Raw genomic sequence first — 21,116 nt, 5'->3', positions numbered from 1 at the left:
TGAATTTCAAGTAAAAAGGAGGACAATATAAGTGTAGATACAGGAGGTCTTATGAAACTCATTACTCCTTTCACTATTCTCAATCAAAACTTCCATGAAATAGATTTGATTAGAGACGCAATGAAGAATAGAAAATTAGCAACAGAAAGATTGCATGACGATTATAGGAAAATGTATAAATATCATCAATTTGTTTAGATAACCAAAAAGATATCGCGTTCCAGTTGAAAACCCTACATTTAACAACTCATTAATGGTGCTGTTATAGGTATAATCGATTGATAAATAACGGTTTCACAAGAACTAAATGTTCTGGTCGATAGTTGAAAATCCGTTGAAAGTCAATATGACACCACTTCTCGACTAATAAGTCGCAAATTAAAACTAGAAAATAAGTCTTTAAAATGTCAGATATTAATATAGGCTTACTAGCTGAAAATCAAAACTTATCAGAATTTGAAATTAGCGAAAATTTTTCTTGTGTAAGATTTTTAGACCAAAATAAAGAAAGATTTGAACTTGAATTTAACCTTGAAAAAGGAACCTCTTTTAATACTTTTTTCATTAGAAGTCATGAAGAACTTTTTATTATTCATCCCCCTGAGAAACAATATTTAAATTCATTTAATAAAGTAATTTCTAGGTTTTGCGATCAATTTAAATTAAATAAAATCAACTTTATTTCTGGTCATATTAATCCCCAAATCATTGAAACCATAAAAAATATAAGCACCCAATTTAAAAACACAACTATTACTTGCTCGAATCCAGGTTATAAACTTATTAGCGAACTTTGGAATCAAAGAAATCCTAAATTAAAAGACTTCGTTGAAATTGACTTACCTGAAATAAACATAATCAAAAAAGAACATAATTTAGAATTAGATAACATTTCACTAGAGTTAATTCCTATTCCAACAGCACGTTGGCCTGGGGGCCTGATAATTTATGAACGTAATCAAGAAATTCTTCTAAGTGAAAAAATTTTCTCTGCTCATATTGCTTCTACAGAATGGTCTGAAACAAATCGAGTTAGCACAGAAATTGATAGGAAACATTTTTATGATTGCTTGATGGCACCAATGTCTAATCAAGTAGTATCAATAACTGAAAAAATTGCAGATTACGACATTAAAACTATTGCACCATTACATGGTCCCGCTATCGAATATAGCTTAAAAAGCTTCTTAAATGACTACATTAGATGGGGTGAAAATCTCTCAAGAAATAATCCTAAGATAGCTCTGATATATGCAAGTGCATATGGAAATACAGCCTCAATAGGTGATGCATTGGCTAAAGGGATAAATAGAACTTCTGTCGAAGTTGAAAGTATAAATTGTGAATTTACACCAAATGATGCACTTATAAAATCTATCCAAAACGCTGATGGATATTTAATAGGATCACCAACACTAGGCGGTCACGCCCCAACTCCAATAGTAAGTGCACTAGGCACATTATTATCAGAGGGTAATAGAGATAAACCAGTTGGAATTTTTGGTAGTTTTGGCTGGAGCGGCGAAGCTATAGATTTACTTGAAACAAAATTAAAAGATGGTGGTTTTAAGTTTAGTTTTGAACCTATAAGAATTAAATTCAGTCCAAATAAACCAAAAATTAAAGAGCTAGAAGAAATAGGAACTCACTTTGGAAGAAAAATTATAAAAAAAGCAAAGAAAAAACCCAGAAAATCAGATACTGGAATGATTACAAGCAAAACGGATCCAAAGCTACAAGCTCTTGGAAGAGTAATTGGCTCACTCTGCGTTCTAACTGCCTCTAAAGGCAAAGATGAGAATAATATCAAAGGGGCTATGCTTGCATCTTGGGTTAGTCAAGCAAGTTTTTCTCCTCCGGGATTAAGTATTGCAGTAGCAAAAGATAGATCGGTAGAGTCTCTTCTGCAAATAGGAGATTCATTCGCATTAAATATTCTCAGTGAAAAAGATTTTAAAGAACCTCTGAAAAGATTTACAAAACCCTTTGCGCCAGGAGAAGATAGATTTGAAGGTTTAGATATTGAATTAACTCCCAATGAACAAATAATCATTCCTGAATCCTTAGCGTGGTTAGACGCTTCAGTAAAAGAGAGAATGGAATGTGGGGATCATTGGGTAATATACGCTGAAGTACTACACGGTAATATACTAAACTCCGATAGTCTAACCGCAGTTCATCACCGTAAAACTGGTGCTAGCTATTAAATTTATTTATCTAATTTATGACTGAATCAAAAGATCTTATAATCATTACTGCTAGTTGTGGAAAAAATCTAGAACTTTCAGAAAAATTCCTTGAAAAAAGTATTGAACTTAAAATAAGTTCTGAGATACTAGATCTTACGACTCTTGATATTCCATTATTTAATCCAAGAATTCACAGCAAAGATAATATCCCAGTTGTAATAGAAGAATTAAAAAAAAAGCTTTTCACAATAGAAAAGTGGGTGATTTGTGCTCCTGAATATAATGGATCTATTCCTCCTATTCTCTCAAACTTCATAGCTTGGTTATCTATTTCAGGAGATGATTTTAGGAATTTATTTAATGGTCAACCAATTGCAATTGCTACATTCTCTGGTGGAATAGGTTTAGAGTTACTTACCTCATTACGTATTCAATTAGTACATTTGGGAAGTCAAGTATTAGGTAGACAACTTTTGTCCTCATATAGTAAACCTATAGATACAAAAACAATTGAAGATATTATTCAAAGACTTTTACAAATGAAAAAAATAAAAACATAAACATTTAAAACCTAATAAAATTTCATTCTTTTTTCATTCCAAACTTTCAAAATTTCTCTAGCCATAGGAAGCGCATGTACCGAACCTCCACCAGGAGTATTTTGTGCAAAAGCGACTACGAGCAATTCACTCTTTTCCGAAGGAGCAAAGCAAACGAACCAAGCGTGATCTAATCCGCCTTCACCATCTTCAGCAGTTCCTGTTTTACCTGATACTGGAGGTAAATTTGAAACTCCATAATTAATTGATACCCCTGTACCAGACTCTACTACTTTCCTTAGACCACTTTTTATCAAATGAATATTTTGAGGATCAATGTCAATTGGAGTACGTTTTTCATCTAAACGACTTTCTAAATCTTTTTTAGTCAAATGTGGAGTAACTAGGTAACCTCCATTGGCAATCGCTGCATATGCTTTAGCTATTTGAATTGGAGTAACTTGAACAACAAATTGTCCGATAGACATACTTGCAATATCTTCTGGAACCCAAGGAGTTCTTCCTGGCTGCCCCCATCCTCTACCTTCTTTAGCCCATTCACTACTAGCTACTAATCCTATATTTTCTTGTTCAGAAATTTCAATGCCAGATAAAGAATTAAAACCAAGCTTTCGTGAAACCTTGTGAATTTCATCAACTCCTACTCCGTAGCCTACTTGATAAAAAAATGTATTACTAGAAACTCTTAAAGCATCTTCGTAACCTATCAACCCAAAGCCTAAATCATTATGCTCTCTAAAACATTGACTCCCATAAGTTAAACATGGCTTTGTATCTAAAATGGTATCTCTAGGAAATTTTCCACTTTCCAAGCCGGCTAAAGCGGTTACAATTTTCCAAATACTTCCAGGATCATAAGCATTTAATGCTCTATTAAAAAGAGGTTTTTCTGGAGAATTAAATATCTTATTATATTCTTTTTCAGGCTTGAAATCCTTTGAAAAAAAATTTAAATCAAAGGTAGGCTTACTTGCCATCGCTCTTATTGCACCATCTCTGGGATCCATAACTATTATCGCGCCTGCTTTTTTATCTTTAAGAACTTCCTCAGCAACTAATTGCAAATTTATATCGATTGTTAATTCAACATCATTACCTTGAATTGGAGGTTTTATACCCAAGGATCTTTGAAATTTTCCTAATGAATTTACTTCAACCATTTCGCCACCCCATTCACCTCTTATAAAATCTTCGTAAACATATTCAATTCCTGTTCTTCCTATTAAGTCACTTAATTTATAACCCTTTTTAGATAAGAATTTATATTCTGATTCAGTAATTGGCTGGGTATAACCAATTACATGGGCAGCAAGGGATTTATAAGGATAATTTCTAATTAATTTGGTTGCTATTTCAAAACTAATTAAATTACCTTCATTTTCCTTAAATTTTATTAATTGATCTACATTTAAATCATCAAGAATAGTAACTAAAAGCTTTTGATTTTTTAGACCATCAGAATATTTTTTTTGAATTACATTACTATCAATGTTTAACAAGTTAGAAATACTTGATTTATGTTTTTCCCAATTACTTTTATTAACAGATTGAGGCTTTATTATTAAAGAATATTTAACTCTACTATCTGCTAAAACATAACCATTCTTATCTAGTATTCTTCCACGTATAGGCTGCGAAGCAATAAGTCTGATCCTATTTTCATCTGACATCTTCTTAAAAGATTCATAATTTAATAGTTGTAAAAAAATTAGCCTAAATAGAATCAATAAAAACGAAATAGAAGAAAAGATAAGTAAGACTAAAGGTTGTCTTTTAAATGAAATAAGTTTTTTATTAGGACTTGTTTTAATCAAAAATATAAAATTTATTTAAATATTATTTTTTCTAATAAAGCAATGGTTGATTTTATCTCTTTAAGTCTATTTATTAAATCTTTATATTCACTATCATCATTCTTCAGATTAAACTCATCATTTTCTATGCTGTTTGAATCAAAATTTTCACACATAAAAAATATACTTTTTTAAGTAATAAACTAATTAATATAATTCTAAATAAGAAATTTATTTTTTCAAAATTATATTAACTTTGATACTTAAACATATGAAAAACAAATTAATTTAATTGATCTATATTTTGTTCAAAGTAAGGATTGCAACTATTCTTTGATATCCCTAAAGACCATCCAATAAATGAAGAAATAAATAATGTGACGATTAACGGCAAAATGGCTTGTTGAGTATTTACGAGACTAAACCATTCCCTCCAGCTATTAAAAAATCTTTCTCTTTGAAATTTTCTTTTTTCATTTTCTAATAATCTCGCTTTTTTGGCGAACGATTTTGTTACCCACTTTTCGAAAGAGATCTTTTTTATGATAGCCATTTTTCTCTCGACTTCTAATAATTGTCCAGAACTTAGATAAGGATGAAATGTACTTATCAATTCAAGAGTTTTTAAAAACATCTCAACAGTTGCATCTTTTATGAGTTTTTGTTCATGGCTTAAATCAGCCCACTCTATTTCTGGATAAAAACGGTTCCTGTTTGGAGAAATTTGATCCTCTGACATTTGACCAGGTTCTCTAAGCCATCTATTAGTATTTTCGTCAAATCTCCGCCAATATAAAAAAGGATTAATAAAAACTGTTTTACCAGATACTTTGACTACATCTTGTTGAAGATGATTGGTTATCTTTCTTTCAGAATTTTTCGATTTAATCAAAAGTCTAAATTAATAATTTAATTAAAGATTATCTTTTATTCACTATTTTTCCAGAAAAATGAAAAAATAATCCTATAAATATTAAGTTTTCGATAACTGCCAACGCTTCTTCAAATAATTACAATATTCACAATTTAAGGAAGGTTTGGGGAAATTATCCGAACGTAATAAATTGACCGTATCAATTATCTTATTTTCCACCCATGTATTAGAACAATCTAATTTAATTAGATGTACGTCAAAATTTAATTGGTTATGAAAAAACTCTTCATTTTTCTTGCCATTGAAATATAAAAGGTAAGCTTCTTGAGCTACTTGAAAACCATTTTTTTTAAATAACCACTGATACATTTCCAATTGTCTCTTATAAGCTTTTGCATATTCGTATTTATTAAAAGTCTCAAACCAATCAAAATTATTTCTAGATGTTGCTTTTACGTCAACGATAATAAGATCACCATTTTTTTTCTGCCAAATATCGTCTATAGCTCCACCAAAATCATAATTGTGTTCAACAGACTTATATCTTATCCCTTGAAAATTACTTCTCCAAAGTTCTAAATCTTTGTGTTTAAAAGGGACAGCATCAATACCATATTCAATAAATAAAGGATGTGGCTCCTGAATTTTTCTGTAGTAATCAAATTCATTTTTACACAAATTATCTACAGCGATATTTAGAGTAAATGGTAATGATGGTGGTTTTATTTTATATTTTTTGTCAAGTACACAACATCTGGGACAACTAAGATATTTCTCAACAGTAGATCTACTTAATTTAATAATCTCAGTCATTACGATTAATATTTCATTTAAAAATATTTCTTATGTAAAATAAAAAGTTTTAAAGTTTTTAGACAATTTGTTAACTTACTCCCACTCAATAGTTCCAGGAGGTTTGCTTGTAATATCATAAACAACTCTATTAACCGAATCTACTTCGTTTACGATTCTATTTGCGATCCTTTCCAAAATCTGAAAAGGAATTTTTGACCAATCTGCTGTCATACCATCTTCACTTGATACACAACGTAAAACTATTGGCCATGCATAAGTCCTTTTATCTCCCATCACTCCCACAGTTTTAACAGGTAGCAATACTGCAAAAGCCTGCCAAATTTCATTGTAAAGACCAGCTTTTTTAATTTCGTCTCTCACTATCCAGTCTGCATCTCTTAAACAATTAAGTTTTTCATTATTTACCTCTCCCAAAATTCTTATAGCTAATCCTGGTCCTGGGAATGGATGCCTTTTTATAATTTCATCTGGCAAACCTAAAGCAGCTCCAACTTTTCGGACTTCATCCTTAAAAAGTTTTCTTAATGGCTCAACTAATTTAAATTGTAAATCTTTTGGCAATCCACCCACATTATGATGACTCTTTATTTTTACAGCTATTCTTTCACCAGTCTTAGGATCAATATTAGTACCAGCACTTTCAATCACATCAGGATAAAGAGTACCTTGAGCTAAATACTGAAAAGGTCCTAATCTATTACTTTCTTCTTCAAATACTCTAATAAATTCTTCACCTATAATTTTCCTTTTTTGTTCTGGATCAGTAATTCCTTTTAATTTAGCGATAAACCTTTCCCTTGCATTAATATATTCAACTTTTATGTGAAATTTCTTATCAAAAAAATTCATTAAAAATTCTGGTTCACCTTTTCTCATAAAACCTTGGTCTATAAACATGCATGTAAGCTGATCTCCAATTGCTTTATTGAGAAGAAAAGCAAGAGTTGAGGAGTCAACTCCTCCAGACAAGGCAAGCAAAACTTTTTTATTGCCAACTTGCTCTCTTATTCTGGGGATAGTTTCCTCTATATAGGTTTCGGTTGTCCAGTCAGCAGCACAACCAGAAATTTTATAAACAAAATTTTTGATTACGGTCATACCAAACTCTGAATGAATTACTTCAGGATGAAATTGCACCCCAAATAATTTCTTTATATCATTTGAAATTGCTGCATGAACTGTATTCTCGGTATGAGCAATTTTATTAAATCCATCAGGTAAAAAGTGTATTGAATCGCCATGACTCATCCACATTATAGATTTATCTTTTACATCAGAAAGTAGGTCGCATTCTAAATCTACATTTATTGGTGCCCTTCCATACTCAGCTTTTTTAATTGCTGAAGTAACAGATCCTCCGAGTTCTTTAACCATTAATTGCATTCCGTAGCATATTCCAAGAATAGGAATTCCTAGATCAAAAATTTTTTCATCACACGTAGGAGCATTTTTGTCATATACAGAATTTGGTCCTCCACTCAAAATTATCCCTTTAGGATTAATGTCATGAATATCTTCAATTGAAATACAGTTACTTACTACAAGAGAAAAAACATTAGTTTCTCGGATTCTTCTCGCAATCAATTCAGAATATTGAGATCCAAAATCTAAAATTAATATTGAAGGATCTCGTTCTTTTTTTAAAGATGTTTGACTCATGTATAAAAGTTAGCTCAATTTATTTAAAAAGCATAATCAATCAAAAATTAATCTCATTGGAAATAAGAAATATAATTTTTACCATGATTTCCTGACCACCTTATTTTCCGTTTTCTATCAAAAATGATTGATGCGATTTCCATATCCGTTTTTAAATACCTATTTACATAAGCAAAAGAACGTTTTTCAATTGTATTTGATAGATTTTGGAATAATCTATCAGCTAAAGATTTATTAAATCTTTCAATAAGAAGTAGTGCATCCTCAAGAGTATTTAAATGAGATAATTTGACAATTATCTCTAATGGCAACTTTTCTCGAACGGCTAAATAAACGAGTATCTCAATTCTTCCGTCAGCCAAATGATTATGTGTATGAAAAATACCACCTGCTAATTTAATTAACTTTCCGTGATAACCAAAAAGAATAACAGTTTTAACTTTTTTTATTGCAGCATCAACTAATAATGGTCCAATCCAATTTCCAATTTTAATAATTGGCAAGTTAACATTATAATTGTTTGCTAAATTTAAACCATTTTCACCAATAACAAAAACAACTTTCCCTTTAAAATCATCTTGAATCAACTTTGCTAGATTAAATTTAGCCTCTTCTAATTGTTGAGGGGAAGCACTTGAATAAGTCTCGGCAGAAGTTCCAATAATGGATAATCCACCAACGATACCAAATGACTTATTACTTGTTCTTTCAGCTAAAAACTCCCCATTTGGGAAAATAATTTCTAAATTTAAATTAAAACCCTCAGGAATAATATCTAATAAATTTTCATATAAAACTTCCTTAGCAAAATTAGAAATGCATATCTCTGATGTTTTCTCTTTTATGCCTACACCAGATCCCGCAATAATATTTATATGATTAGTTTTAACAGGATTATTAGAAGAAATTTTTTCTAAAGAAGCTATTGTCCATATTTCTAGGTTTTGAGTAATATCAAGCTCTAAGCCAGACTTTGCAAAGGAAATTCCTAATGCATGTGAGTCATCTTTAAGTAAACCAACAGAATGAATCTCGATTTTTATTTCTTTTTTTTCATTAGGAATTTTTATAAGTTCATAATTCTCAAATGGCAATCCTACTAGTTTTTTTAATGCTGACCTAGCAGCGCCAGCAACCCACAAAGGTAAAGAAAATCCTTTTTTCAAATTAAGTAATTGAAAAATATATAATGGTAACTAATCTAAGAATGACTTATTTAACAAAAAGTGGCCATAGAACAAAAATTATCATTGATGATTCCTGGACCCACTCCAGTACCAGAAAAAGTTTTACAAGCATTAAGTAAACATCCAATAGGCCATCGCAGTAAAGAATTTCAAGATCTAGTAGAAAGTACTACGAAAAATTTACGTTGGCTTCATCAAACTCACAATGATGTTCTAACAATTACTGGTAGTGGAACTGCCGCTATGGAAGCTGGAATAATAAATACCTTAAGTAAAGGAGATAAAGTGATTTGTGGAGAAAATGGAAAATTTGGCGAAAGATGGGTAAAAGTTGCCGAAGAATTTGGTTTAGAAGTAATAAAAATTGAATCAGAATGGGGCACTCCGCTTAATCCAGAAAAATTCAAAAAGTTATTAGAGGAAGATAAGCAAAAGGAAATAAAAGCCGTTATTTTAACTCATTCTGAAACCTCAACAGGTGTCATTAATGATTTAGAAAGTATAAGTTCCTATATTCGAGCACACAACACAGCTTTATCTATTGTTGACTGCGTTACAAGTCTTGGAGCTTGCAATGTACCAGTAGATGAATGGCAGTTAGATATCGTTGCTTCAGGTTCTCAAAAGGGATATATGATACCGCCAGGACTTAGTTTTGTAGCAATGAGCCAAAAAGCATGGGAAGCTACAGAGAAATCGAATTTACCAAAATTTTACTTAAATTTGAAATCCTACAGAAAGAGTCTTATAAGTAATAGTAATCCATATACTCCAGCAATTAATTTGGTTTTTGCTTTAGAGGAAGCTTTAAACATGATGCGAGAAGAAGGATTAGATAATATTTTCCTCAGACATAAAAAACATAAATTAGCAGTGAGTAATGCAGTAAAGGCATTAAATCTCAAATTATTTGCTGATGAAAGACATCTAAGCCCCTCAATAACTGCTATAGATACTGGAGAAATTGATGCTGAAGAATTTAGAAAGACAATAAAAAATAAATTTGATATCCTACTTGCCGGTGGTCAAGATCATTTGAAGGGAAAAATATTTAGAGTCGGTCACTTAGGTTATGTAAACGATAGAGATATAATTACAGTGATTTCTGCTATTGGTAAAACACTTATTGATCTAGGAAAAATAACTAGTAAAGAAGTAGGAGAAGCATTAGTTGAAGCATCTAAGTATCTTGAGTAAAATTAAGTTAAGTGCCAGGCTCTTCTATATTTCCGCCTAATTCAACGATCTTTTTTCTAAGAACGATCGATTTTTTTTCATCACCCTTAGTTTGAGCTATTGCAAGGGCAAACTCTAACTTTTCAAGTTGGTGACCACCCTCAAAAAAAGATAATTTTTTCTTTATGCGGTTTTTATTATCTTTATATGAAATTTGTGAAGACATAAAAATTCATGCTTTAATTATTATTATGCCAACAAAAGGGGACATTATGAGAGGAAAACAAAAATATTATTTGACTACAAACCCAAGAAGTAGAAAATTTTTCTAATATTATGTCCAAACATGTTCCAAATTCATGTCAAACATAAATCTAATATATTATCTACTTGCAGGTAGTATTTTTGGAGCTTTAGCTCTAAAAACAGGTATTCCCGCAGCTCCTCTAGCAGGTGCTTTAATCGGAGCAAGCATATTAAGCCTCAGTGGTAAAGTCGACATAGCAGAGTGGCCAATCGGCACAAGAACGGTATTAGAAATTGGAATTGGAACAGTTATTGGTACATCATTAACTAAAGATTCGTTGGTTGATCTTCAAACCTTATGGAGGCCAGCCATTTTGATAACTTTTACCTTAGTAATTACAGGCCTCGCAATTGGATTATGGACAAGCAGATTACTCAATATAGATGTCATTACAACAATTCTTGGTGCAGCACCAGGAGGTATTAGTGGTATGAGCCTTGTAGGGTCTGAATATGGCGTAGGTGCTGCAGTCGCAACTCTACACGCAGTAAGGTTGATTACCGTGCTTCTAATTCTCCCTTTAGTTGTAAAATGTTTGAACCTAATTGGAATAATAAAATCTTAAATATCTATAGACATATTTCTAATAAAAGATATTTTTAATTAGGAGGCAAAAACTAAATGCAAAGATTTAAGAAGAAAAAACTAACTATATTAGCTTTAGGAATTTTCACTCCTTTAAACTTTATTTCGCTAAAAGTAAATGCAAGTTCATTTGGGGCGGAAATTTTTTGTACTATGAGAGATGGTGGTAATGACCATGAAAGTAGCTGGGATGCAGCGTATACGTATATAAAAAAACAAAAAGGAGGATTATTCAAAGTTTCACCTAAAAATGCAGCAGCGCAAATTACAGAAACAGTTATAAGAGAAAGAGAAAAGTTTAGTTATTGCGTTGAATACTTAGATAACCTTCATCCAAATAGAAAACTAATAAGAGATTTACAAAAAGAAGAAGAAAGAAAAGAAAAGGAAGCTCAAGAAAAAGAAGCAAAGAGAAAAAGGTTAGAAAAAGAATTAGAAGAAGCTACTGAAGAAGCTAACGCTGAATTTTCAGAAGAAACAATTGAAAGATACAGTTACTAATAAAGCTATAACTATTTTCAAATTTACAAAAAATTTTATAATATTTTTTTTTGTATCTATCAACACTAAATTTCATTTTTAAAGTAAATTTCAAGAAAAAAATTATAAATAAAGATTGACTTTTAATATATTCGAGCCATTATTTATTTAATTAAATAGTCTGAATGCATATTAATGATGCGGTGTTTTTAGAGGATTTATGTCCCAAATTCAGATTGAGACAATGGCGAAAATCAATACATAGATTTACTGGTAAAAGTTGTATTTATTGCGGAAAACCATCTGAATCAATTGACCATGTATTACCACGTAGCCAAGGTGGTTTAAGTACAACAGAAAACTGTGTACCTGCATGTCTTTCCTGTAATGGAGATAAATCAGATAAAAATGCATTGTATTGGTATAGAAAACAAAAATTCTATGACCCTCGAAGAGCAATGGCTATAAGAGCTTGGTTAGAAGGTGATTTAAGATTAGCTATAAGATTACTGCAATGGGCAAATCCTAACTTTATGGTAAATAATAAAGATTATGAAAAAGATGAAACAGAATATAAAGCAGCTTGACTACAAAATATTGCATATTTTTCTAGAGTTATAAATCTCACATACATTTCCCAATACTCTTGGCGATTCTGGGAATATTAAAATTGTAAGAAATGAAATGAGAAGAACAAATAATTTTTGGTAGAATTTACAATTATCTAAATAAGTTTCTTTTTCTTTCAAGCGAGTATAACTTTGGCTTATGCAGAAAGTTCTTGATTTTAAATAAGGCTTAAGAGCTGTCTTCATTACTAATTAATACATATGTACTACAATAACTCCAAATGAAGAATACAGCAAGTTCACTAGATAATAAAAAAAAATTTTTGATCTTAGGATGCGGCTTTAGCGGTAGTTTTTTTGCAAAAGCTATAAGAAAATTTGGTTGTACCGCTTTGACAACTTCAAGATCTGAAAACAGTGATCCAAATAATTATGTTTTTAATAGTGAAAAGGGTATAGTTCCTAATGACAAAATTTTTGATGGGGTCACACATATTCTGAGTTGCATACCTCCCGATAAAAATGGGAAAGATCCAGTTTTAGGAAGTCTGCAAAATAAAATAAAGAGTTTATCTATTGAATGGGCTGGTTATTTATCTACCACAGGAGTATATGGGAACAAAGATGGTGATTGGGTTTCTGAGATAGATAAGCCTAATCCTTTTCAAAAAAGAAGTCATAACAGATTAAATTGCGAAAAAGAGTGGATTAAATCCGGTTTGCCAGTACAAATTTTTAGGTTGCCAGGTATTTATGGACCGGGAAGATCCACTTTTGAAGCAATCAGAAATCAAAAAATTCGAGTTATTTCTAAAAAAGATCAAGTATTTTCAAGGATTCATGTGGCTGACATAACAAATGCAATTATTTATCTATTAAAAAATAAAGACTCTTTAAAATTTCACCAAATAATCAATATTGCAGATGATGAACCCTGTCCTCAAATAGAAGTTATTCAATATTGTTATAATAAGCTTGGGTTAAAAATGCCAAAACCAATATTATTTGAAGAAGCACAAAAAGAATTATCACCTATAGCTCTATCTTTTTGGATGGAAAATAGAAGAGTTTCTAATAAACTATTATGCGAAATACTTGGTTATAAATTAATTTACAAAAACTATAAATTAGGATTAAAAGATTGCTTATTAAATTTTTAAAAAATAAATTTTAAAACTTTTTATGAATACTAAAAATACAGAAAATTCATTTAAAATTGTAATAACGGTGGGAGATGAATCTGGCATAGGACCTGAAATAATCTTAAAAGCTCTTTGTTCTGATGAAATACCAGAAAATATTGACTTTTTATTAGTTGGTTCAAAAAAAAATCTACAAAATACATATAGGCACCTTAAGTCTTTAGGAATAGAAAACCTCGCAAATCCTAATTATTTAAAAATTCATGATCTTGAAATTTCATCAGCTAAAAATAACTCTCCATCAAGTTATGGAAATGCTAGTTTTTATTACTTGAAAAAAGCAATTGAAATTGTAAAAGAATATCCTAATTCAGCACTTGTAACTGGACCAATTTGTAAAAAATCATGGTCATTAGCGGGTCATTTCTACTCTGGTCAAACTGAAGTGTTAGCAAAATCATGTGGAGTGAAAAATGTTGGAATGTTATTCACCGCAAAATCACCAATTACAGGCTGGAGATTTAATACTTTACTAGCCACAACCCACATAGCTCTTTGTGAGGTTCCTAAAAAATTAACCACAGAACTAATCCATTCCAAATTAGATCTTTTCAGGGATTTTTGTAGCACCTATATTAATAAACCTACTTTAAAAGTTGCCGGATTAAACCCTCATGCTGGCGAAGAAGGGATTTTGGGTAGTGAAGAAAAAGATTGGCTTAATAAAGCATTGCTTGATTGGAATAAAAGGAATAGAGATATTAAATTATTAGGGCCTTTGTCCCCAGATAGCTGCTGGAATTCGTCAGCAAAAGCTTGGAGAGACAAAGATGCTGAACATCATGATGGTATTCTTGCAATGTATCATGATCAAGGTTTAATACCGATGAAAGTTATAGCTCTTAATTACTCAGTAAATACCACTATAGGTTTGCCTTTTATAAGAACATCTCCAGATCATGGAACGGGATTTGATATTACTGGCAAAGGGATAGCTCAATGTCAAAGCATGATTGAGGCTATAAAGGCTGCGATTGAAATTACTAGAAATTCAAGACTGCTTAACTCGCATTAAAACTTGACCAAATTCAACTGGCGTTCCATTCTCCACAAGAATCTCTACTATTTCCGCATTAAATTCAGATTCAATTTCATTCATTAACTTCATAGCTTCCAAAATACAAATCGTCTGGCCAACCTTAATAAGGTTTCCTACTTCGACAAATGGAGCCTCCCCAGGGGCTGCTGCCCTGTAAAAGGTTCCTACCATAGGAGAAGTAATTTCAACTAGATCTGCACGGCCTGGAGGTGCCACCTGGGGCACTTCAGGCTCATTTGCCAATGATAAATTATCATTGATAGTTTTTTGATTGGAAATTGATTGGCTATCAAATGAAGTATTAGAAACTAAATTATTATTTAAATGAGTCTGATCATTTAAATTCCGTTTTATTTCGAGTTTAAAATCTTCTCCCTCTAGTGAGAATTCTTGAATATCGCTTAAAGAGATCTTATCTATTAAGCGATTTAAGTCTTCATGATCTAATTTCATAGCCATTAATTTTCACGTCCAAGATAACTATCGTTACGTGTATCCACCTTAATCATTTCTCCTACCGAAATAAATAAAGGAACCATAACTTGAGCACCTGTTTCCAGAATAGCTGGTTTAGTACCCCCACTTGCAGTATCACCTTTAACTCCAGGGTCAGTCTCTGTAACTTTCAAAGTAATAGATATTGGAAGTTCAACTTCTAAAACTTTACCATTATGGAAAATTACATTAACCTCCATACCTTCTTTCAAATACTTTGCGCCTCTCCCGATTTGCTCAGCGGAAAGTCTTGTCTCTTCGAAACTTGTCATATCCATAAAAACATAATCTCCAGACTCCACATAAGTATGTTGCAGGTTAGACTTCTCAAGGATAGCCTGTTGTACTGATTCTCCGGCTCGAAAAGTTTTTTCAACCACGTTGCCGCTTTGAACTGATTTTAATTTTGTTCGCACAAACGCAGAACCCTTACCAGGCTTGACATGTAGAAATTCTACAACACGCCAAACTTGTCCATCCAATTCGATGGTGGTACCTGTGCGAAAATCGTTACTGGAAATCATTCCTGTATTACATCCCCAAGGATCATAAACCTGCAAGAGTGCTATGCAAAAATTCTTATCAAATCAGAACAAACTTTTCTTAATTCTATCAATCATAATTTTACAGGTTTTTCTCATTAAACCAACTCAAGTACTAGCTGATTTACCTACTGGAAATGCAGTAAAAGACCCTAATGCAATCCTCAGAAACGCTCTCCCTATCAAGCAAGTTGAGTTACAAGAAATTCAACACAAATTAGAAGAAACTAGTGACCTTGTAAGAGGAGGAAGATGGCCTGCTCTTACGAAAACTGTTACAAAATGTCAATCTTTACTAAAAAAATACCAAAGTAAAATTATTCAAGAATTGCCAAACGATAAAAAGAAAATTGCTGAAAAAACATTTTTAGAGCTCAAAGAAAATTTTAATAGCCTTCAAGATTATTCTAAATCAAAAGATAAATACTCATTTATAGCGACCCGAAGAGATGCTTTAGATAAAATAGGTGGGATAGAAGAATATTTTCTACCAAATAAATTTCCATATTCTATACCCGAAGAATTTGATAATTTACCAAGATTACTGGGCAGAGCAAAAGTCAATATAAAAACCTCCAAAGGAGATATGCAAGCTATTGTGGATGGATTTAACGCACCACTTACAGCTGGAGCATTTATAGATTTATCATCAAAAAACTTCTACAAAGATTTACCGATTAACAGAGCAGAAGAATTTTTTGTATTGCAAACAGGTGATCCAATTGGTGATGCAATTGGATTCATAGATCCTGAAACAAATGAAGAACGTCACGTTCCTCTAGAAATTAGAATTCCTGATGAAAAGGATACTTTTTATAATCAAACTTTTGAAGATTTAGGTCTTTACACAGAGACGCCAACATTACCTTTTGCAACACTTGGAACTCTAGGATGGTCCCATTCAAATACCGCAGTTGATGATGGCTCATCGCAATTTTTCTTCTTTTTATATGAAGCAGAATTAAATCCAGCAGGTCGTAATTTAATAGACGGGCGGAATGCTGCATTTGGTTACGTTGTAAATGGATTTGATGTATTAGAAGAGCTCACTAAAGATGACACAATAATTTCAATAGATGTTTTAGAAGGGATTGAAAACCTCAAATTAAATGCATAAAGAAAAATTAGAAGATATAGGGGAAAAAGAATTAATAAACAGGCTAGGAAAATTTATGCCTAGAAATCAAGTTTCAGATGACTGCGCTTTAATCAAAACTAAAAATGAAAATTTACTTGTTAATACTGATTCTTTGGTAGAAAATGTTCATTTCAATGACAATACTATTTGCCCTCAAGACCTTGGTTGGAAAGCAGTTGTTAGCAACATCTCTGACTTAATATCAAGTGGAAGTAAAAAAACTATAGGTATTACAATAAGTCTAATTCTACCTTCTAAAACTGAATGGATTTGGATTGAAGAATTATACACTGGAATCAATGAAGCATTAAAAAAATATGGCGGGATAATTCTTGGGGGAGATTGCTCAAAGGGAGATGAAAAAATTATTTCCATTACGGCCTTTGGAATTCAAGGTGAACTTGAATTACGAAGAAACGCATGTAAACCAGGAGATGTTATTTGTACTACGGGAATTCATGGCCTCAGCAAATTAGGATTTATGATACAAAATAAAATTAATTTCGATAATGATATTTCTCTTGATGAGAAATTAATCAGTAAGTCCATTAAACATTTTTGTCGTCCTCAAGTTTACCCAAATTTTCTAAAAAATCTCCTTAAAACTCGATCAAATAAAAAAATCAGAAGAATAGGATGTACTGATAGTAGTGACGGTCTATTTCAAGCCATACAAGATTTAGCAATAGCTAGCAACTGTAAAGCAATTATGAATTACGAAAAAATACCCAAAGATAAGCATTGGCCCCAAGGAGATAAATGGGATGAATATTATTTCTTTGGAGGTGAAGATTACGAATTAGTTTTCTCATTACCCAAAAAATGGGCAAATAATTTATCAAAGCTCGATAAAAGTATTTACGAGATTGGTTATTTTTCTAATGGTAGACCAACAATAGAATTTAAAGATAAAAATAAAAATCAATTATTGGAAAACACACCTTTCAAGCACTTTTAATTATTCCCAATTTTTGGCAACAATCTCCGCTAAATCTACAACCCTTTGGCTGTAACCCCACTCGTTATCATACCAAGCAAGGACCTTAACAAGATTATCTCCTATACACATTGTGAGGTCACTATCTACAATTGATGATTCATTCGTACCTGCATAATCGCTAGAAACTAGTGGTTCATCTCCATACTTAATAATGCCCTTCATTGAATCTAAAGATGCTTCTTTAAGAGCATTATTAACTTCCTCACTTGTGACGGATTTAGAAGATTCAAAAACAAAATCAACCGCTGAGACATTAGGTGTAGGAACCCTCATTGCAATTCCTGTTAATTTACCTTTCATTTCTGGATAAACCAGTGCAACAGCTTTAGCAGCACCCGTAGAAGTTGGAACGATATTGGTAGCGGCGGCTCGAGCCCTTCTTAAATCTCTATGACTATTATCTAGAATTCTTTGATCACCAGTATAACTATGAATTGTAGTCATCAAACCTTTATTAATCCCAAAGGTTTGATCCAAAACTTTAACTACTGGAGCTAAACAGTTTGTGGTACAACTAGCATTGCTCAAAATATCATAATCTTTATGTTTGTATGTGTCAGCATTTACTCCAACAACAAAAGTACCAACTCCAGCACCCTTACCAGGTGCAGTTAAAATAACTTTTTTTGCTCCTACTTCTAGGTGCTTACTTGCCCCAACATCTGTATTAAAAACTCCAGTTGATTCAATTACAAGATCTACACCCCAGTCTTTCCAAGGTAAATTCAACGGGTTTCTATCAGAGAAACACTTGATTGTTTTATTATTAATTACAAAAGTATCGTCAGTATACTTAATATCAACGCCATCAAGTTGACCAAGAACTGAGTCGTATTTTAAAAGATGAGCATTGGTCTTAGGATCTGAAGTAACGTTAATACCAACAACTTCAATATTGGTGTAAGCACCTCTACTGAGCCAACAACGCATAAAGTTTCGACCAATTCTGCCAAATCCGTTAATTGCAACACGCAAAGTCATAACTAATAATTTCTAAATGATTAACCTAAGTTGCTGATCATACTGAATTTTGTGCAATAACGTAAGGTTTTTTTGATTTATTAAGCAAATAAGTCTAGTTTTGTATTAATTCGAGAAAAAAAATCATTTTTTTTTAAGAAAAAATACCAAAATTTTACATTGAAGTTATTTTAATTTAAGGAAAAGATAAACATTGGTTAAAGAATTAATACCTAAAAATCATTTTCATTTCATTGGAGTGGGAGGTATTGGAATGTCAGCAATTGCAATGGGTTTACTGAAAAATGGTTATTCAGTTTCAGGATCTGATTTAGTTAAAAACGATGAAACATATAAATTAGAAAAATTAGGTGCAATTATCTTCAATAATCAAGTTGGGCAAAATATTGAATTTATAACTTCAAAATTTAACAACAAATTGATTAATTTTGTTGTAAGCACAGCTATCAAGCCAGAAAATAAAGAATTAATGTACTGTAAGAAAAAAAATTTACCAGTTAAACATCGTTCAGAGATACTTGCAATGCTAATGCGCAATTACACTACATTAGCCGTAGGAGGCAGCCACGGAAAAACATCAACCAGTACATTTCTCTCTACGATACTTGAGTTATGTACACATAATTCTTCTTCAATAACTGGAGGAATAATTCCCATCTATAACTCTAATTGTCATTTAGAAAATACAGAATTCTTAGTAGCCGAAGTTGATGAATCTGACGGGACAATTAATAAATATAAATCTGACATTGGAATAATCAATAACATTGATTTTGATCATTGCGATCATTTTTCTAATTTAAGTGAAGTTATATCTTCTTTTACAAGTTTCGCTGAAAATTCTAAAAAATTATTAATTAATTTTGATTGTAAAACTACGAGAGAAAATTTTCATTCTGATAGCAAGTGGTCAAATATTACAACAAAAAACGTAGCTTATGCCATAATTCCAACTGTAATTAATGAAAGGTATACAATTGGTGAATATTATGAAAATGGAAATTTTATTAGTAGTTTAAATATTCCAATTCCAGGATCACATAATCTATCTAATATCACCGCTGCAATTGCAGCTTCAAGAATGATAGGTATAGATTTTTTAGAAATTAAGAAAAATATAAAATACCTTAAACTACCAAAAAAAAGATTTGAATTCAGAGGCGAAATAGATGAAAGACACTTATATGATGACTATGCACATCATCCAAACGAAATAAAAGAAACGATTAAATTAGGAAGATTATTTATTAAGCAAAAACATAATAATGAATCTCAAAAAAGCAGATTAATCGCTATATTTCAACCCCATAGATACTCTCGAGTCAAGAAATTTACTAAAGAATTCGCTGAAGAATTGTCTAAAGCAGATGTTATTTACGTAACTAGTATTTATGACGCGGGAGAAATAAACGAAGAGAAAATTAATTCGGAAATTATCACTGATCTGATTTATAAACAAAACAAAAATGTTAGTTACATAAATAATTATCATGAAATTACAAAAAATTTTTACAATTTAACTCAAAAAGGGGATTTAATTTTGAATATGGGAGCTGGAGATTGTCATAATTTCTGGTCAATTTTAAATGATAAAAAATTATAAAAATTCTTAACTAATTTATGAATAAAAAGATTTTTTCTAAGAACTGTAATCTGAGTAGTTTTACAACCATAAAAGTGGGAGGAGTAGCGGAATATTTTGCTGAGCCAAGCAGCATTGCCGAATTTTCATACCTCATAAAATGGGCTAATTCAAATAAACATAAATGCCAAATAATTGGTGCAGGTTCAAATCTACTAATAAATAATATTTTTATAAAAGGTTTAGTTATATGTACAAAAAAAATGAAAACTTTAGCGATTGAACCTTTTTCAGGAATCGTTGAAGCGGAAGCTGGTGTAATGCTCCCAACATTATCTAATTGTCTTGCAAAAAATAGATTACAAGGAGGAGAATGGGCTGTCGGAATTCCAGGAACTTTAGGAGGTGCAATTTATATGAATGCTGGTACAAATAATTTATCGCTAGCAAAAAACCTTATTTCTGTAAAAGTTATCAATAATAAAACTAATGAACAACTTGAAATTAAAAAAAAAGATATCGATTTTGAGTATAGATTTAGTTCTTTTCAAAGTAATGATTTAGCTATTATTAGTGCAAAGCTACATTTTGAGCCCAATGGTAATCTAGAACAATTAATTAAAACAACCAAAAATAACCTCAAATTAAAAACAAAAGCCCAGCCATATCATCTACCAAGTTTTGGTAGTGTTTTTAAAAATCCAGAAAATAATTATGCAGCGAAATTAATTGATGATTTGGGTTTAAAGGGATTTAAAATTGGGGGAGCTGAAATTTCTACAATGCATTCAAATTTTATAATTAACAATTCTTCAGCAAGTTCAAAAGATATTTATGAATTAATAACTGTAATTCAACAAAAAATACTACAAAACAAAGGGATTTATCTGCAACCGGAAGTAAGAATGATTGGTTTTGACTATCCTAATTAAAGAAACTTTT

General features: G+C 31.4%; 23 protein-coding genes. 13 read left to right on the top strand and 10 right to left on the bottom strand.

Annotated elements, in window-relative coordinates; translation table 11 throughout:
* The first annotated feature begins 51 nt into the window (after positions 1 to 51).
* The 3 genes from HA140_RS00215 to HA140_RS00205 all read left to right on the top strand — a co-directional run bounded on the left by HA140_RS00215 (position 52) and on the right by HA140_RS00205 (position 2,749).
* Positions 52 to 198: a hypothetical protein gene (locus HA140_RS00215; protein WP_209039211.1), complete on the top strand. Its 147-nt coding sequence runs from the start codon at positions 52 to 54 to the stop codon at positions 196 to 198.
* 206 nt (positions 199 to 404) lie between these two features.
* Positions 405 to 2,207: a diflavin flavoprotein gene (locus tag HA140_RS00210; protein ID WP_209039210.1), complete on the top strand. Its 1,803-nt coding sequence runs from the start codon at positions 405 to 407 to the stop codon at positions 2,205 to 2,207.
* Between the two features lie 17 nt (positions 2,208 to 2,224).
* Positions 2,225 to 2,749 (top strand): NAD(P)H-dependent oxidoreductase, encoded by a 525-nt coding sequence (locus HA140_RS00205; protein WP_209039209.1) that lies wholly within the window; start codon positions 2,225 to 2,227, stop codon positions 2,747 to 2,749.
* Positions 2,750 to 2,760: 11 nt separating this feature from the next.
* Here HA140_RS00205 and mrdA read toward each other — a convergent pair whose 3' ends face one another.
* The 6 genes from mrdA to cbiD all read right to left on the bottom strand — a co-directional run bounded on the left by mrdA (position 2,761) and on the right by cbiD (position 9,057).
* Positions 2,761 to 4,563: a penicillin-binding protein 2 gene (mrdA, locus tag HA140_RS00200; RefSeq protein WP_209039208.1), complete on the bottom strand. Its 1,803-nt coding sequence runs from the start codon at positions 4,561 to 4,563 to the stop codon at positions 2,761 to 2,763.
* Between the two features lie 11 nt (positions 4,564 to 4,574).
* Positions 4,575 to 4,718 carry a hypothetical protein gene (locus HA140_RS00195; protein ID WP_209039207.1) on the bottom strand — a complete coding sequence of 48 codons (144 nt, stop codon included), beginning with the start codon at positions 4,716 to 4,718 and terminating at the stop codon, positions 4,575 to 4,577.
* A gap of 107 nt (positions 4,719 to 4,825) precedes the next feature.
* Positions 4,826 to 5,434: a hypothetical protein gene (locus HA140_RS00190; RefSeq protein ID WP_209039206.1), complete on the bottom strand. Its 609-nt coding sequence runs from the start codon at positions 5,432 to 5,434 to the stop codon at positions 4,826 to 4,828.
* A gap of 81 nt (positions 5,435 to 5,515) precedes the next feature.
* On the bottom strand, positions 5,516 to 6,229 hold the full coding sequence (locus HA140_RS00185; RefSeq protein ID WP_209039205.1) for a PD-(D/E)XK nuclease family protein: 714 nt from the start codon (positions 6,227 to 6,229) through the stop codon (positions 5,516 to 5,518).
* A 75-nt stretch (positions 6,230 to 6,304) separates the two neighbouring features.
* Positions 6,305 to 7,891 carry a glutamine-hydrolyzing GMP synthase gene (gene guaA, locus HA140_RS00180; protein ID WP_209039204.1) on the bottom strand — a complete coding sequence of 529 codons (1,587 nt, stop codon included), beginning with the start codon at positions 7,889 to 7,891 and terminating at the stop codon, positions 6,305 to 6,307.
* A 53-nt stretch (positions 7,892 to 7,944) separates the two neighbouring features.
* Entirely contained in the window at positions 7,945 to 9,057 is a 1,113-nt protein-coding gene (gene cbiD / locus HA140_RS00175; RefSeq protein WP_209039203.1) for a cobalt-precorrin-5B (C(1))-methyltransferase CbiD, read from the bottom strand.
* An 87-nt stretch (positions 9,058 to 9,144) separates the two neighbouring features.
* On the opposite strand from cbiD, the gene HA140_RS00170 reads away from it, so the two are divergent.
* The gene (locus HA140_RS00170) at positions 9,145 to 10,275 is read left to right on the top strand and encodes a pyridoxal-phosphate-dependent aminotransferase family protein (RefSeq protein WP_209040204.1); all 1,131 of its coding nucleotides are present in this window, start codon (positions 9,145 to 9,147) and stop codon (positions 10,273 to 10,275) included.
* A gap of 7 nt (positions 10,276 to 10,282) precedes the next feature.
* On the opposite strand, the gene HA140_RS00165 is transcribed toward HA140_RS00170, so the two are convergent.
* Entirely contained in the window at positions 10,283 to 10,480 is a 198-nt protein-coding gene (locus HA140_RS00165; protein ID WP_032515134.1) for a hypothetical protein, read from the bottom strand.
* Positions 10,481 to 10,613: 133 nt separating this feature from the next.
* Here HA140_RS00165 and HA140_RS00160 point away from each other — a divergent pair, with 133 nt between their 5' ends.
* From HA140_RS00160 to pdxA, 5 genes are all read left to right on the top strand, one after another.
* Entirely contained in the window at positions 10,614 to 11,126 is a 513-nt protein-coding gene (locus tag HA140_RS00160; RefSeq protein ID WP_209039202.1) for an AbrB family transcriptional regulator, read from the top strand.
* A gap of 56 nt (positions 11,127 to 11,182) precedes the next feature.
* A complete protein-coding gene (locus HA140_RS00155) occupies positions 11,183 to 11,647 on the top strand; it encodes a DUF6554 family protein (RefSeq protein ID WP_209039201.1) in 465 nt (154 codons plus the stop codon).
* Between the two features lie 164 nt (positions 11,648 to 11,811).
* Complete coding sequence (locus HA140_RS00150) at positions 11,812 to 12,213, top strand: HNH endonuclease (protein ID WP_209039200.1); 402 nt, start codon at positions 11,812 to 11,814, stop codon at positions 12,211 to 12,213.
* A gap of 263 nt (positions 12,214 to 12,476) precedes the next feature.
* Complete coding sequence (locus tag HA140_RS00145) at positions 12,477 to 13,355, top strand: SDR family NAD(P)-dependent oxidoreductase (protein ID WP_209039199.1); 879 nt, start codon at positions 12,477 to 12,479, stop codon at positions 13,353 to 13,355.
* 22 nt (positions 13,356 to 13,377) lie between these two features.
* Positions 13,378 to 14,412, top strand: coding sequence for a 4-hydroxythreonine-4-phosphate dehydrogenase PdxA (gene pdxA / locus HA140_RS00140; protein WP_209039198.1), 1,035 nt, complete (start codon positions 13,378 to 13,380; stop codon positions 14,410 to 14,412).
* Here the strand turns inward: pdxA and accB are convergent.
* A complete protein-coding gene (gene accB, locus HA140_RS00135) occupies positions 14,389 to 14,895 on the bottom strand; it encodes an acetyl-CoA carboxylase biotin carboxyl carrier protein (RefSeq protein ID WP_209039197.1) in 507 nt (168 codons plus the stop codon). The two genes, pdxA and accB, sit on opposite strands and share 24 nt — an antisense overlap.
* Positions 14,895 to 15,455, bottom strand: a complete 561-nt coding sequence (gene efp / locus HA140_RS00130) for an elongation factor P (protein ID WP_209039196.1) — start codon at positions 15,453 to 15,455, stop codon at positions 14,895 to 14,897. The genes accB and efp overlap by 1 nt, the downstream gene beginning before the upstream one ends.
* A 43-nt stretch (positions 15,456 to 15,498) precedes the next feature.
* Between efp and HA140_RS00125 the strand changes: the two genes are divergently transcribed.
* Both HA140_RS00125 and thiL read left to right on the top strand, forming a co-directional pair.
* A complete protein-coding gene (locus HA140_RS00125) occupies positions 15,499 to 16,590 on the top strand; it encodes a peptidylprolyl isomerase (RefSeq protein WP_209039195.1) in 1,092 nt (363 codons plus the stop codon).
* Positions 16,583 to 17,569, top strand: a complete 987-nt coding sequence (thiL, locus tag HA140_RS00120) for a thiamine-phosphate kinase (protein WP_209039194.1) — start codon at positions 16,583 to 16,585, stop codon at positions 17,567 to 17,569. Before HA140_RS00125 ends, thiL begins: the two co-directional genes overlap by 8 nt.
* On the opposite strand, the gene gap is transcribed toward thiL, so the two are convergent.
* Positions 17,570 to 18,592 (bottom strand): type I glyceraldehyde-3-phosphate dehydrogenase, encoded by a 1,023-nt coding sequence (gene gap, locus HA140_RS00115; protein ID WP_209039193.1) that lies wholly within the window; start codon positions 18,590 to 18,592, stop codon positions 17,570 to 17,572.
* Between the two features lie 193 nt (positions 18,593 to 18,785).
* Between gap and murC the strand changes: the two genes are divergently transcribed.
* Both murC and murB read left to right on the top strand, forming a co-directional pair.
* Complete coding sequence (gene murC / locus HA140_RS00110) at positions 18,786 to 20,195, top strand: UDP-N-acetylmuramate--L-alanine ligase (protein ID WP_209039192.1); 1,410 nt, start codon at positions 18,786 to 18,788, stop codon at positions 20,193 to 20,195.
* Positions 20,196 to 20,212: 17 nt separating this feature from the next.
* Positions 20,213 to 21,106, top strand: a complete 894-nt coding sequence (gene murB, locus HA140_RS00105; protein WP_209039191.1) for a UDP-N-acetylmuramate dehydrogenase — start codon at positions 20,213 to 20,215, stop codon at positions 21,104 to 21,106.
* Positions 21,107 to 21,116: the final 10 nt, after the last annotated feature.

The sequence above is a fragment of the Prochlorococcus marinus CUG1417 genome, assembly GCF_017695975.1.
In the GTDB taxonomy this organism is placed as follows: Bacteria; Cyanobacteriota; Cyanobacteriia; order PCC-6307; family Cyanobiaceae; genus Prochlorococcus_A; species Prochlorococcus_A marinus_AG.
This window is presented reverse-complemented; position numbering and strand designations above follow the sequence as displayed.